The sequence below is a fragment of the Methanohalophilus sp. DAL1 genome (genome assembly GCF_001683555.1).
GTDB classification, from domain to species: domain Archaea; phylum Halobacteriota; class Methanosarcinia; order Methanosarcinales; family Methanosarcinaceae; genus Methanohalophilus; species Methanohalophilus euhalobius.
In genome coordinates this window covers 22338-38248 of the sequence record NZ_MAFX01000012.1, presented here as the reverse complement: position 1 = coordinate 38248, position 15911 = coordinate 22338, and the positions used below count along the sequence as shown (strand labels likewise).

The following is a 15911-nucleotide window of genomic DNA, read 5'->3' as shown; positions in this document are numbered from 1 at the left end:
GTGATTTGACCTATTGGCAGTTCATTGAAGATGAAAAGACCCAGTTTGCTGTAATCAGAGCAATTGAGGTCATAGGTGAGGCAACAAAAAACATTCCAGAATCAATTAAAACCGAATATCCTTCTATTCCATGAAGAAATATAGCAGGAATGCGTGATAAAATGATACATGCCTATTTTGGAATTGATATGGATATTCTCTGGAAAACAGCTACTGAAGAAATCCCTCAAATAGAGCCTCAAATAATGCAGATTCTCCACAAAATAGAATAACCTACTCTAATTGCCACTTTTTTCCATCAATAAACACCCTTATATGCCTACAGGCTCACCTTCAGACCATGAATGCAGGCACTAACAGAAAGAATATCAAGCCAGGGTTAAACGTAGGAATCGTTCTAAAGCAGGATCAGAAGAGTGGTAAAATAACCAGAGGTATTGTCAAAAGAATTCTCACCAAATCTTCATCCCATCCCCACGGCATAAAAGTACAACTGGAAGATGGCAGTGTCGGAAGGGTCAAGGAAATTTATTGATACTGGCTCATTTAGTCCGATTTCTCATCACGTTTAATTTATATAGTATACTCAAGTATATGACAACAACTACAATTAAAGTGGATTCTGAAGTAAAAAACAATCTTGATAACCTGAAACTGTTTCCCAGGGAGTCATATAATGAGGTTCTTTCCAGACTTGTTGGGATGGCTTATGATGAGGAGCCTTTGAGTGAAGATACTCTTAAAAGAGTTGAAGAAGCTCTTCACGATCTCAAGGAAGGAAAATATTACACACAGGAAGAAATAGAAGCTGAACTGGAGCTTCGCTAATGTATACTATCCTGTATTCGCCGGGTGCAAGAAAAGATTTACAGAAATTACCTGTTAATATGGCAAAAAGGGTAGTTGCTGCCATTAAGGAAATATAGGTAAATCCCAAAGTTTATGTAAAAAAACTCAAAGGTTCCCCGAAATCTCCTTTATACTCACTAAGAATAGGGGAATACAGGGTAATTTTGAGTATTAATGGTGACAAGCTGATTGTTTTTGTGATGGAAAAAAGCGACTGAAGCAAATACTCAACTACCTCCTCAAATATGCAGATTTTCCATGACTCGGAATAATCTTATATGGTCTTTACTTTTGTTGTATTTTTGATCTAATACAACAAAGCCAGGAATTCTTTTATTAATTTTGACTGTCAACGTTGGATTAAAGCAGCAAAAGTGCTATATAGTTATGGTTGCGTATTTATTAATTATCAATTGATATCAATTGGGTATTGGATAATAAGAAGGGGAAGATTACTTATGAACACGACAGCACCGTTAAATAAACAAAGCCGTTCACCGACTTTGAATACCATCAAAATGGTAGAAGAAACCCTCCGGAATATGGATGAAAGCATAATATCTGTTGCCGAATTGAAAAGGAAATTGCCCAAACAGGTCAATCATAATACACTCACGACCATTCTGGAATATCTGGAAGAAAGTGATAAGATTGCAGTGACCATCAAAGGTATTACCTGGATACACAATGATCACCCCGGGCTCAACAAAGCGATATCTCGAGGCATTGAGCTATGAAAGAGGTTCGGATAGTCCTGATCGACAACGCGGCTGATAGTTATCATTGGTTGCAAGAGAAGGCATCCGAATCTAAAGTTGAAATGGCCATTGTGGAAGCAATCCGAAACAAAACCGATATTCTCAAAAGGGATGTACATTATGGGCAACCCATAAGTAAAAAACTGATTCCTGATACATATCTCAAAAATTATGGCATAACGAATCTATTCCGGCTGGAATTACCTCATTTTTGGAGATTACTATATACACTAAAAAAAGATCCAGACAGCAGTAATTCTATTCTTGTGATGATAGTAGACATTGTTGATCATGCCGCCTATGACAAATTGTTTGGCTATCAGAAGAAATAAGGCGCACATTGCATACAACTACAATCATGCATAATTCGCTATCTACAAATAAGAGATAAGAGGTATCCCTAAGCAGGTGAGAGGATTGGACAAAGTGATTAAAGGTAAAGCATGGATCTTCGGTGACGATGTGGACACCGATGTAATCATCCCGGGTAAATACCTGCGCACCACCGATATGCAGGTCTTTGCCGATCATGCCATGGAAGGCATCGACCCCGAATTTTCAAACAAAGTATCTCCCGGTGACATTATTGTCGGCGGCAACAATTTTGGCTGTGGCTCTTCCAGAGAACAGGCTCCCCTGGCGCTCAAACATGCAGGTGTGGGCTGTGTGGTTGCTAAATCCTTCGGACGTATCTTTTTCCGTAATTCCATCAATGTAGGTCTGCCATTGATCGAGGCAGATGTGGAATGTGGGGAAGGCGATGAATTGGAAATTAATCTCTCTGAAGGCACTGTGAAAGTGGCAGACAGAATTTACAGGGGCCAGCAGATTCCCGATTTCCTGCTGGAAATACTGAGTGACGGCGGGCTTGTCGAGCATCGCAGAAAACAGCAGCAGGGCTAAATCCATGATATTCCCTCAAGAATACAAGCATGTGGGTGTAACCCATATCCATCCGGATGAGGATTCAAAAGAGCCCATCTATTTTCTGACCCACTACATGCTTGTGGAGAAATGTAATGGGAACAAATGGCTCTATCAGGTGGAACACAGCGGTGAAGGCCTGTTGCGGAAAGCCGAATCTGTGGACCTGATCACAAAACCGGAAAATATTGTAAGTTTCCCGGAGAAACTCAATATCAAGGATCGCTCCCTCCTGATTCAAAAGGCTGCAGAATTGTGTAAAAACGGTATAACCACGGTCATCTTTACGGGAATCGACAATCATGTGACCTTTGTCCATGAACCTGCACCCTCTGCAATTCTGGAACTTGAAATCCTGGATATCGCTCCTCCTCACCCTTCCTGGCTGACCGATGTCGTGCGCCGGCTGGAAACTTCGGGCATATTCGGCGACCTCACAATCACGTTCAAAGAAAACACGATCGATCTGACCCGCTTCAGTGGTCCGGATACGGTCTTCCCCTGTTCTTCCTCTGGCCTTGAAGGCAAATGTCTGGATAATGATGTGATCGAAAAACCCGGCTCTTTACTTGTGGGTTGCGAAATTTCCCGCTCTCTTTTCGAATCCCGCTTCCCGGGGCTGGAATATGAGTTTATCAGTCTCTGCCCCTTCACCAGTGATATTGTCAGACCCACAGGGCCCTTCATCGCCCGCTGTTGCAGGGCTGAGAATGCCGGGCAGGTTACAATCAATGGTTATCCCGGGGCAACCGTGCACTGGGGTGCTTCCGAATTTGATGTGGCAAACATGATCAGGGAACTTGTGGACAGGATAAGGAAGGATTACGCATGAAACTGGCTGTAATTGAAGGGGATGGTGTAGGCAGGGAGGTAATTCCTGCGGCCTTGCAGGTGCTGGATTGCTTCGATCTGCCTATAGAAAAAATCCCTCTGGAACTGGGGCTTGGCAAATGGGAAAAGACCGGTCAGGCGATCACGGATGCAGATCTTGAAATCCTGAAAAACTGTGACTGTATTCTGTTCGGGGCGGTTACAACTCCGGCAGATCCCAATTATAAGAGTGTGCTGCTGACCATCCGCCAGGAACTGGACCTCTATGCCAATATAAGGCCCTTAAAACCCATAAAGGGAATTAAAGGTGCCACAGGCAACACTGATTTTGATATCCTGGTGGTGCGGGAAAACACCGAAGGATTGTATTCATCCATCGAGGAAGTGGGCGAGAATGAAGCCTGGAGCAAGCGTATAATAACCCGCCGAGCTTCTGAACGCATTGCACAGGTGGCCTGTGAGTATGCAGCCAGACGAGCCAATCATCTGACCATTGTCCATAAATCCAATGTGATCAAGGCGGATTCCCTGTTCCTCAATACCTGCAGGGACGTTGCCCACACCCACAACGTAATTCACGACGCCATGCTCGTAGACGCCATGGCCTATGATATGGTGCGCTCCCCCGAAAAATATGATGTGGTGGTGGCTCCCAATCTGTACGGGGATATCCTCAGTGATCTCGGCGGGGCGCTTGTGGGAAGTCTGGGTCTGCTGCCAAGTGCCAATATTGGAGAAAAACAGGCCTTTTTTGAACCGGTACACGGCAGTGCTCCCGATATTGCAGGCAGAGGTGTGGCCAATCCGATTGCAGCTGTACTTTCAGTGGCCATGCTGCTGGACTGGCTGGATAGACCTGAACAGGCCCGCATTGTCAGGGAAACGGTGGAAAAATCTGTACTTGACGGGATAATGACTCCAGATCTGGGCGGAAAGGCTTCCACATTGGAGCTCACAGATTCTATCGTATCCCATATTGCAAGCAAATTATAATTTTTTATTTATTTTCATATTATATTTCAATTCACAGAGGCCATACACCCTCATCATTATGATAACAATTGTTATGGAAAACACTTATAATATATTATTTACTTACTATAATTTACACCTAATTTTAGGGGTGATCGAAGATGTATAAACAATTTAGTAAGAATGATAAAGCGTTTACAGGACTTGAAGCAGCCATTGTCCTGATTGCCTTTGTAGTCGTGGCAGCTGTTTTCAGTTATGTCATGCTCGGGGCGGGTTTCTATACAACCCAGAAGAGCCAGGAAGTCGTACACACAGGTGTCCAGCAGGCAAGTAGTAGTCTTATTTCATCTGGTGAAACCATTGTAGCATCAGATTCGGATGGAGATAATGCAAGTGAAGTTTATTTCTATTTGGCCAATACAGCAGGTGGTTCATCAGTCGACCTTAACAAAACATTGATTACATACACGGATTCAGATGACTTTGTGACTCATTCTTTGACAAATAACAATTCTACATCTGATTTTTGGGCATATGAAAGAGTTATAAAATCCGGAGATGCCTATAATCTTGTAGAACAGGGTGAGAAATACAAAATCACTGTCAATTTGAGCAATGGTGGTTCTTCATGGAATTCATTACCTTCTGTAAATGAACAAATCAAAATAGAGGTCAAACCACCTGAAGGAGCTGTCCTTGCTATGGAAAGAAGAATGCCACCTTCATTGACCAAAGACAGTTATTACTCAGTATATTAAGGTGATTGTTTATGTGGAATAAATTTAATAATAATGATAAAGCGTTTACTGGACTTGAAGCAGCAATTGTTTTGATTGCTTTTGTAGTCGTGGCAGCTGTTTTCAGTTATGTCATGCTCGGGGCGGGTTTCTATACAACCCAAAAAAGCCAGGAAGTAGTACATACTGGAGTACAGCAAGCAAGTAGTAGTGTAGAATTAACTGGTGATATAATCGCTGCTGGCCATACGAATAACGACACACTTAAAAGTTCAACATTTTTCTTACAACTTACAGCAGGAGGCAGTGCGGTTGACCTGAATAAAACTCTTATTGTATTATCAGCTCCAGATACAGCACCGGATGAATTAACTTTAGATAACGGTGGCTTCACTATTGTGGCCGAGCACAACAATGAAACTGCAGAAAATGAGCAATTGGAGAAATTTGAGAAAGCTGAAATTTCAGTAGGTTTGAGTTCCTATAATATCGGACCTAATGAAAATTTCCAAATTGAGATCAAACCACCAGAAGGTGCATCTTATACTGTTGAAAGACAAGCGCCACCTTCAATTAGTAACTACATGACACTCTACTAATCGAGTGTCCCTCCTTTCCTTTTTTGGTGAGGCAAAAAGAACAAACTATTTGTTAATGAACGTAATTCAACACTTCTCTGTAACATAATATGATTTCTAGGTGAAAAAATGGGTGACTCAGAAGGTTTTGACCAGTCAATGATCGATGACCTGGTTGCAAGTGCCGAATCGGATACTCCCGAATCCAGGATTGACAATCTGGAGACCGAGGTTAATGAGATAAAGGGGTCTGTTAAGACACTTCTAATGGATATTCGGGAGACCATGAGTGTACTTGAAAATCCGTTCCAGAACATCCAGGCCATTGCCAATTTGACTGCACAGGACATCGCTCCGGCCCCTGCACAACCCGAAGAAGATCTACCTGAAAGGGTCGAACCTGAACCCGAACCTGATCCCGAACCGGTCACACAAAACACACAACCTGAAACTTTTGAAAATAATATTCCTCCTCAAAACAATACCTATACTCAAAAAGCAGGCAACATTCCTGATTTTAAACTTGTTGACCCTCTTTCCTTCTACAAGACCATTACCTGGGGAAAGGAAATGGTTGAAAAATATGATTATGACACAATCCAGGAACTGGTAGAAATATTCTCTCTGCTGGGTTATATCCCCGATGATATCAAAGAGATTGTACTTAAAATTATAAACATCCTTTATGAAAATAATGATCTTGATGATGCAGTAATGGACCTGTATAAACTCTATCATATCCTCAATCCCGAAGACCCAAGCCTTGACTCCAAGGTCCTGGATTATGTACTGAATGATAGCGATACGGTGAATAATCCATGTCAAAGGAAGTGATAACCACATCGATGCTCATAATAGCAAGTGTTGTGGCAGTTGTAGCACTAATTAATGCTGTCCTGCCATCGGTCAATGGAATGTCACGTTCCTATACATCGGTTGCACATGACATGGAAAACGAAGTAAAAACGGATGTGGATATAATATTCATCACAACCCAGGATAACAATGTGTCCATGTGGGTGAAAAACGTAGGGTCCAGTCACATTCCCCTCTCCTATATTAAATTCAGTGATATTTTCATTACATCATCTTCCAATTACTGGCACCCGGATTATGGAAGTGCCCCCAACCCCAGCTGGAACTATACTATGGAAAACGGTAATGGGGACACCTGGAACACCGGTGAGACAATAAAAGCAACCATAGAACTGGACAGTCTGCCAAGTGCTACCTATGAATTAAAATTCGTACTGTATAACGGAGTATCTGAATCGGATATATTTTCCCGGTGATATCATGGGTCTGGACACGGTAATTGTAGCATTCTTTGTACTCACCACCATGCTGGTCGTAGCGAACACCTTCGCAATGGGGGCAAATGAGTTTGTGGATTCGGCTTATGATGGTTATACTTCAATGCATACGACCACCATGGAGAAATTGCAGACCGATATCACTATTCAGTATGTCTGGTATAACTCCAGCGGCAATGAACATCTCCACTTCACTGTTGCAAATACCGGGGAGACCAAACTGTATGATTTTGATATGTGGGATGTGATCGTGGTTAAAAACGGTACTGCTCAATATATGGATTATTCGCAATGGATCTATTTGATAAATGAAGGCCAGCTAAATCCTGATATACTGGATCCCCGGGAAGATATGGATATTGAAATACTTGCAACATATGAAACAGGGGATAAAATCGTATTGAAAGTAGCCACACCCAACGGTGTCACAAGTTCTGAAGAATATACTATTGGTGGTTGATATGGAAGAGGAAGAAGATAAATCACAAATCCTTTCAAGCGGTAACGATGAGATCGACAAAAAACTCGGAGAAGGCATTCCTCTGGGTTCTCTTGTACTTATTGAAGGAGAGAACGATACTGGAAAAAGTGTCCTGTGCCAGCAATTGGTATTTGGTGGTCTGAATCAATTGCACAGGATGGCCTATTATTCAACTGAGAACACCATCAAAAGTATGCTCATGCAGATGGAGAGTTTAAGTCTGGATGTATCGGATTTTTACAGCTGGGGTTACCTGAGAATTTTTCCTGTGCATCTTGACGGGGTTGAATGGAGCTCCGAGGAAATGAAAGGGACACTCAATATGATGGCAGACCACATCAAAAACATACGGGAAAAAGTGATCATTGTCGATTCTCTCACGATGTTTACCACATATTCCGATGAGGACAGTATTCTGGGTTTCCTCACCCGTCTGAAAAATTTCTGTGACAGAGGGCTTACTATCTTCATCACCCTCCACCAGCACGCATTCAAGGAAGATACTCTGGTGCGTATCAGATCTGCCTGTGATTGTCATCTTTTCTTGAGAAAAGAACAGCTCACCGACCGCTATGTCAGTGTCATGGAAGTAGCAAAGATCAGGGGTGCAAAGAAAAGTACCGGTAATATCGTAAGTTTCGAAGTACAGCCTGGTTTTGGCCTGAAGATCATTCCAATATCAAGCGCTAAAACATGAGCGTATCTCACGGGGGTTTATATGTCTGGTAATAATTTTGAAGATGAAGTGTTTGAAGATGGTATTGAAGCCAAGTTTCCCTTCAAACCCAAAAAATACGATGGGCATGACCACTCGGATTTGAGAAATTGCAGTTTGTACAAGATACTTCCTCCTGAGATGAAAAAGGAAGTTGAAAAAAACCTGCATTTATTGGAATATTTGCATATCCTGCCTATTGATACTATAGGCATTCCCAGGTATGTTCCCAAACTCGAGTCCAAACACGGCGACATTGAACATCCCAATTTGATCTATAAGGTAAATGATGAGATCTATGTCCATATCTATCCCAACAAAAATGATGTAAGGGACTATTACATCCCCATTGAACCTATACTGCTCACGGGTATTGGCAATATGGTAAAAGATCTGGAAGCAAAAATGGTGGATCATCTCACCGGTATTGAATTTGATCCCCAGGACCTTGAGGAAAAAAAAGAGATCTTACTTAACGCCATGGATGAAATATGTGTGATCGGGGAGAAAAAACTGATAACAGGTTCCCTCTTAAAAATCAAAAATTCAGTTGGAGCAAGATTGTTCCCTGATAATAGTCAAAACAAAGATAATCATATCTACCTGTCCAGTGAACACTACAAGGCCCTGAAATATTCCATTATAAGGGATAAAATCGGGCTTGGGTATCTCGATCCTTACATCAATGACAGCAATATAGAGGATATTACGTGTAATGGATTGGGTTCGATATTTATTGAACACAAGGTGTTTGATGGGCTAAGGAGTGCCATGGAATTTACCGAGCATGACACGCTTAATTATTTCATTATAAAAATGGCCGAAAGAATAGGCAAACCTATAACTTTCAAGGACCCGATTGTGGATGCCACACTGCCCGATGGCTCCAGGATAAATATCGTCTACGGGGATGATATTAGTAAAAACGGCAGTAATTTTACTATCAGGAAATTTAATGAAATTCCTTTCAGCATTTTGGAGGTAATTGATAAAGGTACCATGGATTACAGGATTGCGGCTTATCTGTGGTTACTCCTGTCAGAAGGTATGAGTGGATTTATCTGCGGTGAAACTGCAAGTGGAAAGACTACTACCATGAATGGGCTTACAGCATTCATTAATCCTGATTCCAAACTGGTCTCCATTGAAGATACTCCTGAACTGCAAATACCTCATAAGAACTGGACACGTGAGATGACCAGGGGTACTACCCGTGGCGGAGGTCTTGGGGAAGGTGGAGGTTCGGATGTCACAATGTTTGACCTCCTGAAAGCCGCTTTGAGACAGAGACCGAATTACATTCTTGTGGGTGAGATCAGGGGTGTTGAAGGAAATATTGCCTTCCAGGCTATGCAGACGGGTCACCCTGTAACCTCGACGTTCCACGCAGCAACAGTGGAAAAATTAATCCAGAGGCTAACTGCCGAACCCATAAACATCCCGAAAACGTATATTGATAACCTCAACTTTGTACTCATCCAATCCGCTGTCAAGCGTCCGGATGGAAAAATGGTTCGTCGTGTACTCAGTGTGAATGAAATTCTAGGTTATGACCCTGATAAAGGCGGTATCTCTTTTGTGGAAGCCTTTTCCTGGGATCCGGTGACCGATTCTTTTGTGTTCAGTGCTCTGGGCAGTTCCTATCTTTTAGAGCAAAAAATTGCCACAAGACTGGGTATACCGGGCAAGAAAAAGAATGTTATCTATGATGAGATCGAAAAAAGGGCTAAAATACTGGAGCGACTGCAAAACGAAGGAATTACCAATTTCTATGATTTCTTTAACACCACATCCAAGATCGCAAAACACGGTATGCTGAGAATTCAGTTCTGAAGGTGGGAGTTTCATGGATCTGTCCGGGATTAAAAATGTATTCAAGAAAAAAGATGAAGAGGATTCTTCAGAAGACTTTTCTGCCAGGATGTCCCGCAAGATTGAAAACTTCAAAAAAGAACTTTATTTGAGTAATGACCTGCTTTTTTCTCTGACCTACATGGCATCCATATCGACTGCCAATGTCAGCAGGAACAAGATATTTCAAAGTATATCTCAGAAAAAAGAGTACTGTCCGTATATTTATTTTGAAAAAATAAAAGACCTTTCGCAGAACTGGCACTATGATTATGCCAAAGCCTGCGAACTAATATCCGCTCAGGTAAAACACGAGAGACTGCGAGAGCTTTTTGACAGGTTCTCCAATGCCATTGCAGCAGGTGAACCTGATACTGATTTTCTTAAAAAAGAATGGATTTTATTCAATACAAAAAGAAAAGATGAGTATGACCGAAACCTTGAGACTACAAAAGAGTGGTCCAATGCCTATACTGCACTCCTTGTTTCCACCTCTCTTGTATCAATCATAGTATTGCTTGCTGTGCTTCTTTATAATTTAGGGGACCCTGCGCAAACCCTGTATGGTACTGCCTTTGTAGTATCCATAATGTCATTTGGGGGAGTAGGACTGCTCTTTAAAGGTGTTCCACGGGACGCCATGAACCATGACCTTCCTATAAAGTCGCAGGAACAGATATTCATCTATAAATGGATGCCTCTTACATTGATACTGGCAACCCTTTTGGTTGTATGTCTGACTCTTGGTCCTGCATTCCTGTATTCGATTGATTTTTTTGTTGATATCAAGGGTGTGGGTATGATCCTGGCAGGTGTGATAATGATCCCTGTGGGAATCATGGCCCATCGGGATGTTACAAAGATCAGTAAGAGGGATGAGAATTATACCACATTTATCCGAAGTCTGGGGTCAATTATGAGCGGTTCGGGACTTACAATCCCACAGGCTCTGGTTAAAATAGATCCTAAAAACCTGGGTGAATTGAAAGAGATGACCCTGGAACTGTACAGGAAGCTTTCCTCTGGTTTGGATGCTGAACTTAGCTGGAACCAATTTGTCGGAACATCTGGAAGTTATCTGATCCACAAATTTACCAGTGTTTTTGTGGATTCTGTAAATCTTGGAGGTGACGCGGAGACAGTAGGAGAACTTGTAAGTACATCCAATCTGGAACTTGTGCTCCTGAGAATGAAGAGGGATCGTATAGCCTCGTCTTTCACCAATCTTGTAATACCTCTTCATCTGGCTATGGTGGCCCTGTTGCTTTTCATGGGGCAGATCCTTACAATATTTACCAATGTGATAGGTAAGTTGTTTGAACAATATGACATAACTTCCTCGGAACTCTCAGGCGTGCCCGGGGGTATTGGCACCATGAATATGGGTATCTTCGGGGGAGTACCGGTGGAACTGTTGGGTCAGTATGTTGTGGTGGTAGTCATAATATTGACACTGGCCAACATTTTGGTGGTAAATATTGTAAAGGGCGGTCCCTTGTACCTGTTAGTATTCTATGCTTCGATATTTTTCATTCTTTCTGGAATTATGATGATTGGTGTTCCTCCTGCAGTGGACATGGTATTCTCCTTCGATTCATTCTTTGATGGAGGAGTGGGGGGGGCTGGTGGTAATTTAACTGGTGGCATGAATGGAGGTATATAAAATGGATTTGACAACTATAACACAAATAGATACCACGATTCTGTTTGGTATCGGCGTTGGTATAATAATTATGAGTCTGGCTACCTTATATGACCGTTATACAGGTGCCGCAAACAATGGTTCTGGAAAACAACCAAACCCCTTTGAGGGTTGGGGTAAGATCCTGGAAATTGCCGGCTTCAAAGCCTCAAACCCCTTTGCAAAATATGTTCCAAAAATAAAGGAAATGCTACCTGGTGTTTCGGATTCCACTACAAGTGAGACCACAGCGACAGCTACACAGGAAGAGAACCTCACGCCTTCTGCGGAATCAAATGATGCAGGAGCCAGTAAACCTGACTTTAAGGCTTATATTGATACTTTGAAATATAAACTGTCTGGTATTAATTTCAGCTTGCCCGGCAGGGATAAAAAGAACACAGAATCCCCGGTCGAAAGTGGGGTTGCAGCATCTGTAGTCAAGGAAGCAGATGTAAGTTTCGATGCAGATGAAATTATAGGGGATAAAAAAAAGGAACTGGATTTTGATGATAATCTAATCTCAGAAATGGAAACTGCGGAAGATATGGATGTCAGCGGAGCAGTTTCTGAAGAATCTGCCGGTTTGGATGAAGACCTGTCTATTGATATGGATGATTTTGATTTTGGATTTGATGCAGGAAACCTGGGGGATAATGACCAGGCCGATGAAGATGATTTCGGATTAAACTTACCTGATGAAGACCTCTCCGATGATGACTCGTCTTTCACAGCGGCCACTGATGAATTCTCTTTTGAAGACGACAACGATAATTTCATGGAATCCTTGAAAAAGGACATAGTTATAGAAAAGGAAGATAAAATCGATTTCATGTCCGCCATGGAAGGGGAAAATCTGGATGTCGAGGAAATAAAATCTGAACTCCAAGAAGTCCTGACAACTCTGAATAAATATAAGGATTATTCACACTGACAGTTCTATCATACTGTTAATTCAATATAACTATGAAACAATACAAAAAGGTGATAAAAAATGTTGGATGCAAAATATATGGGTCTTATAGTCATGGCCTTGTTCTCAGGTACCATGCTTGTTCATCAATGGCTTTCTCTTTACAATAGGCTTGACTATACAGTTGTCTTCTATGCCGGTCTATTGATCTTGTCTTTTTCGCTAATGCTGATAAAAAGATAATCCTTATAGATTGCAGAAATTCTTTATCTCTGCTTTCTAAAATGAGGATATTTTTAGTCGTTTATAGATAAAAAATATTGATATTTGTTATATTATTTGCATGAGCCTATTGATGGCTTCAAATTTCGGCATACTTATGTAAAAAAGGCGATACAATGAAAATTCACTCCATCAAATCTTTTTTGGACAGAATATCAGAAGGATATGCTTATCACAGGATAATTCTTGATGAGAGTGAAACGCCTTGTGATTATGAATTTTTGGACGTGAATTCGGCTTTTGAAGAATTAACGGGTCTTAACGGTTCTGAAATTATTGGTAAAAAGATTACTGAAATATTGCCTGATATTCGAAACGATGTTTTTGATTGGATTGAATTTTATGGCAAAATCGCTTTAAGTGGCGAAGAAACGGAAATAAAACAATATTCAAAACCATTAGATCGCTGGTACAGGGTTAATGTGTATTCTCCCGAGAAATATTATTTTGTCACTCTTTTCACCGATATATCAAAAGATGAAGAAAGATTTCGCCGATTAGCAGATAATTCGCAGGATCTCATTTATCGTTATGAATTTATTCCCACTCCTGGCTTTGTTTATGTAAACCAAACATCAACTTCAATTGTTGGATATACTCCCGAAGAACATTACAACAATCCAAATTTACCGATCGATATTATTCATCCAAAGGATAAAAAAACCTTTGAGAAATATGTTCAAGGATTACTTCCTTTTGACAAACCGCTGGAATTGCGCTATATACATAAAAACGGTCAGGTTGTTTGGATCGAACAAAAAAGCATACCCTTTTATGATTCATCCGGTAGTTTGGTTGCGTTAGAGGGGATTGGACGCGATATTACTCAAAAAAAACAGATCGAAGAACGTGACAATCATCTTCAGAAAGTTATCATGGGTATTAGAAATGTCAATCAGCTGATTGTAAAGGAGTCAAACCCCGATGAACTTATCCAAAAAGCCTGTGACAACCTTACTGAAACACTTGGTTATTATACTGCCTGGATTGCATTATTTGATGAAAAACAAGATGTCTCATTAACTGCCTCTTCTGGTTTCAACAGTGAGTTTGAAATTTTAACTAAACAATTAGAAAATGGAAACCATCCATACTGTATGCAAGAGGCTTTAAGAAGTGATGTAATCATAATAATCGATTCTCCTTTGGAAAAATGTATTAATTGCCCATTAAAATCCGAATCTTCAGAACGTGCTGCTTTATGTTGCCGTCTCCAACACAATTCCCACATATTTGGTGTTATATCGGTTTCTGTTCCTAAAAAATATGCGTATCTGGAAAGAGAGCACGATATGTTTAAAGAAGTAGTAGGAGATATTGCTTTTGCCCTTTATAACAAGGAAATAGAAGAAGAAAAAAAACAACAGGAAGAGCATCTTCTTCTGATGACCCGGAATATGAATGATGTTGTGATCGAAACAGATATTGACGGTAACTATACCTACATTTCCCCTTCACATAAACGAATCCTGGGAAGGGGAGACGAATTATTGGGTCAGAATTGTTTTAGCAAACTACATCCTGAAGATCAGGAATCTGCAAAGGAAGCTTTTCAAAAAATAGTTGAAACCTGTAAGGATAACAAAGCTGAATATAGGTATCTACATCCAGATAAAGGATATATTTGGCTGGAATCAATCGGGACATCCTATCTAAAAAGAAATGGTGAAATGTCTATACTCATTAATATCCGTGATATTACTGAACGTAAAATGGCAGAAGACCAAGCCAAGAATATTGCTCAGGAGTATGAAACTGTATTTCAGGGTACACAGGATTCCATGTTTTTAGTTCAGGTACTTGAAAATGATGAGTTTCAGTATATTCGGACCAATAAAGCTCATCAGGAATCTACAGGTTTTTCTTTAGAGGAAGTCAGAGGAAAAACTCCTCAAGAATTACTGGGAAAGAAGAAAGGGGATCTCGTATGTGCAAATTATGCTCGTTGTGTAGAGTCAAAAGTTCCTATATTTTATGAAGAATTTTTAACTTTGCCTGCAGGCAAAAAAGTTTGGATGACTACATTGACTCCAATTATACGGGATAATGATGTGCGATATATTGTTGGTTCAAGCCAGGATATTACAGGGCGAAAATTAGCAGAAAAAGGATTGCAGAAGGCAAATAAAAAGTTGAAAGAAACTATGATTAAAGCCAACAAAATGGCTCTGCAGGCCAGATCTGCTAATAAAATTAAAAGTGAATTTCTGGCAAATACAAGTCATGAATTACGTACCCCTTTAAATTCAGTGATTGGTTTTTCTGAAATTTTGCTTGAAGAGAATATGGGCGATCTTAACGACACACAAAAAAAGTATGTATCAAACATATCTAAAAGTGGTAAACATCTGCTGGAAATTATAAATGAGATCCTTGACCTATCAAGAATTGAATCTGGCAAAATTGAAATTCACAGAGAAAAATTTGATTTAAACAAGGTTTTTGAAGAAATCCGGGAGGTAATGACCTCCCAGGCGGCTGCAAAATCAATTGACTTACAAATCACCAGCAATGAAAATAATCTCACCGTTTTCGCTGATAGAAGAATGATTAAACAAATAATATTCAATCTGGTAGATAATGCCATGAAATTCACTCCACAAAACGGAAATGTATCAATTACTGCTAAAATTAGCAATGAGAATAAAATATTAGTATCCGTATCTGATACTGGAATTGGGATTCCTGAAAACAAAATTGAAGAAATATTTGATCCTTTCATACAGGTTGATGGTTCTACAAAAAGAAGTTATGGTGGCATCGGCCTTGGACTTTCCATAGTGAAAAAATATGTGGAAATGCATGGTGGAGATGTCTGGGTAGAAAGTAAAATTGGAGAAGGTTCCATTTTTATGTTTACCTTGCCTATTAAACAAAAAGTAATTTGTTTTGAAAGTTTACCTTAAACAAACAGAATCTGATAGGCATTTAAAGTACTGTAGGAACTACGGGTAGAGCCTGTGGACTTGTTTTCGTTGGGAAAAGTATGAAGCAGGAAACCATGAAGTCTTCAGCTGCCTGTT

17 protein-coding genes and 1 pseudogene are annotated in these 15911 nt (G+C 40.5%); all 18 read left to right on the top strand.

Features of this window, described 5'->3' with window-relative positions; all coding sequences use genetic code 11:
* Positions 1-5: 5 nt before the first annotated feature.
* Positions 6-272 (top strand): annotated as a pseudogene (locus A9957_RS03735) (DUF86 domain-containing protein).
* A 68-nt stretch (positions 273-340) separates the two neighbouring features.
* On the top strand, positions 341-535 hold the full coding sequence (locus tag A9957_RS03730; RefSeq protein ID WP_096712524.1) for a YwbE family protein: 195 nt from the start codon (positions 341-343) through the stop codon (positions 533-535).
* Positions 536-594: 59 nt separating this feature from the next.
* The gene (locus A9957_RS03725; protein WP_096712525.1) at positions 595-828 is read left to right on the top strand and encodes a hypothetical protein; all 234 of its coding nucleotides are present in this window, start codon (positions 595-597) and stop codon (positions 826-828) included.
* Between the two features lie 479 nt (positions 829-1307).
* Complete coding sequence (locus A9957_RS03720; RefSeq protein WP_105460441.1) at positions 1308-1586, top strand: hypothetical protein; 279 nt, start codon at positions 1308-1310, stop codon at positions 1584-1586.
* Complete coding sequence (locus A9957_RS03715; RefSeq protein WP_292343243.1) at positions 1583-1939, top strand: hypothetical protein; 357 nt, start codon at positions 1583-1585, stop codon at positions 1937-1939. Before A9957_RS03720 ends, A9957_RS03715 begins: the two co-directional genes overlap by 4 nt.
* Before the next feature lie 85 nt (positions 1940-2024).
* Positions 2025-2510, top strand: coding sequence for a 3-isopropylmalate dehydratase small subunit (locus A9957_RS03710; RefSeq protein WP_164909055.1), 486 nt, complete (start codon positions 2025-2027; stop codon positions 2508-2510).
* Between the two features lie 4 nt (positions 2511-2514).
* Complete coding sequence (locus A9957_RS03705) at positions 2515-3363, top strand: hypothetical protein (RefSeq protein ID WP_105460443.1); 849 nt, start codon at positions 2515-2517, stop codon at positions 3361-3363.
* A complete protein-coding gene (locus A9957_RS03700) occupies positions 3360-4355 on the top strand; it encodes an isocitrate/isopropylmalate dehydrogenase family protein (RefSeq protein WP_292343242.1) in 996 nt (331 codons plus the stop codon). The genes A9957_RS03705 and A9957_RS03700 overlap by 4 nt, the downstream gene beginning before the upstream one ends.
* Before the next feature lie 140 nt (positions 4356-4495).
* A complete protein-coding gene (locus A9957_RS03695; RefSeq protein ID WP_292343241.1) occupies positions 4496-5095 on the top strand; it encodes an archaellin/type IV pilin N-terminal domain-containing protein in 600 nt (199 codons plus the stop codon).
* An 11-nt stretch (positions 5096-5106) separates the two neighbouring features.
* A complete protein-coding gene (locus A9957_RS03690) occupies positions 5107-5673 on the top strand; it encodes an archaellin/type IV pilin N-terminal domain-containing protein (protein WP_292343240.1) in 567 nt (188 codons plus the stop codon).
* A gap of 108 nt (positions 5674-5781) precedes the next feature.
* The gene (locus tag A9957_RS03685; protein ID WP_105460447.1) at positions 5782-6486 is read left to right on the top strand and encodes a hypothetical protein; all 705 of its coding nucleotides are present in this window, start codon (positions 5782-5784) and stop codon (positions 6484-6486) included.
* A complete protein-coding gene (locus tag A9957_RS03680; RefSeq protein WP_105460448.1) occupies positions 6471-6944 on the top strand; it encodes a hypothetical protein in 474 nt (157 codons plus the stop codon). Before A9957_RS03685 ends, A9957_RS03680 begins: the two co-directional genes overlap by 16 nt.
* 4 nt (positions 6945-6948) lie before the next feature.
* A complete protein-coding gene (locus A9957_RS03675; protein WP_292343239.1) occupies positions 6949-7425 on the top strand; it encodes a flagellar protein FlaF in 477 nt (158 codons plus the stop codon).
* A gap of 1 nt (position 7426) precedes the next feature.
* Positions 7427-8143: an ATPase domain-containing protein gene (locus tag A9957_RS03670; RefSeq protein WP_105460450.1), complete on the top strand. Its 717-nt coding sequence runs from the start codon at positions 7427-7429 to the stop codon at positions 8141-8143.
* A 21-nt stretch (positions 8144-8164) separates the two neighbouring features.
* A complete protein-coding gene (locus A9957_RS03665) occupies positions 8165-9994 on the top strand; it encodes a type II/IV secretion system ATPase subunit (protein ID WP_105460451.1) in 1830 nt (609 codons plus the stop codon).
* 13 nt (positions 9995-10007) lie between these two features.
* Positions 10008-11675 carry an archaellar assembly protein FlaJ gene (flaJ, locus tag A9957_RS03660; RefSeq protein WP_292343238.1) on the top strand — a complete coding sequence of 556 codons (1668 nt, stop codon included), beginning with the start codon at positions 10008-10010 and terminating at the stop codon, positions 11673-11675.
* A gap of 1 nt (position 11676) precedes the next feature.
* Complete coding sequence (locus A9957_RS03655) at positions 11677-12627, top strand: hypothetical protein (RefSeq protein WP_292343237.1); 951 nt, start codon at positions 11677-11679, stop codon at positions 12625-12627.
* Positions 12628-13031: 404 nt separating this feature from the next.
* Entirely contained in the window at positions 13032-15794 is a 2763-nt protein-coding gene (locus A9957_RS03650) for a PAS domain S-box protein (protein ID WP_292343236.1), read from the top strand.
* Positions 15795-15911: the final 117 nt, after the last annotated feature.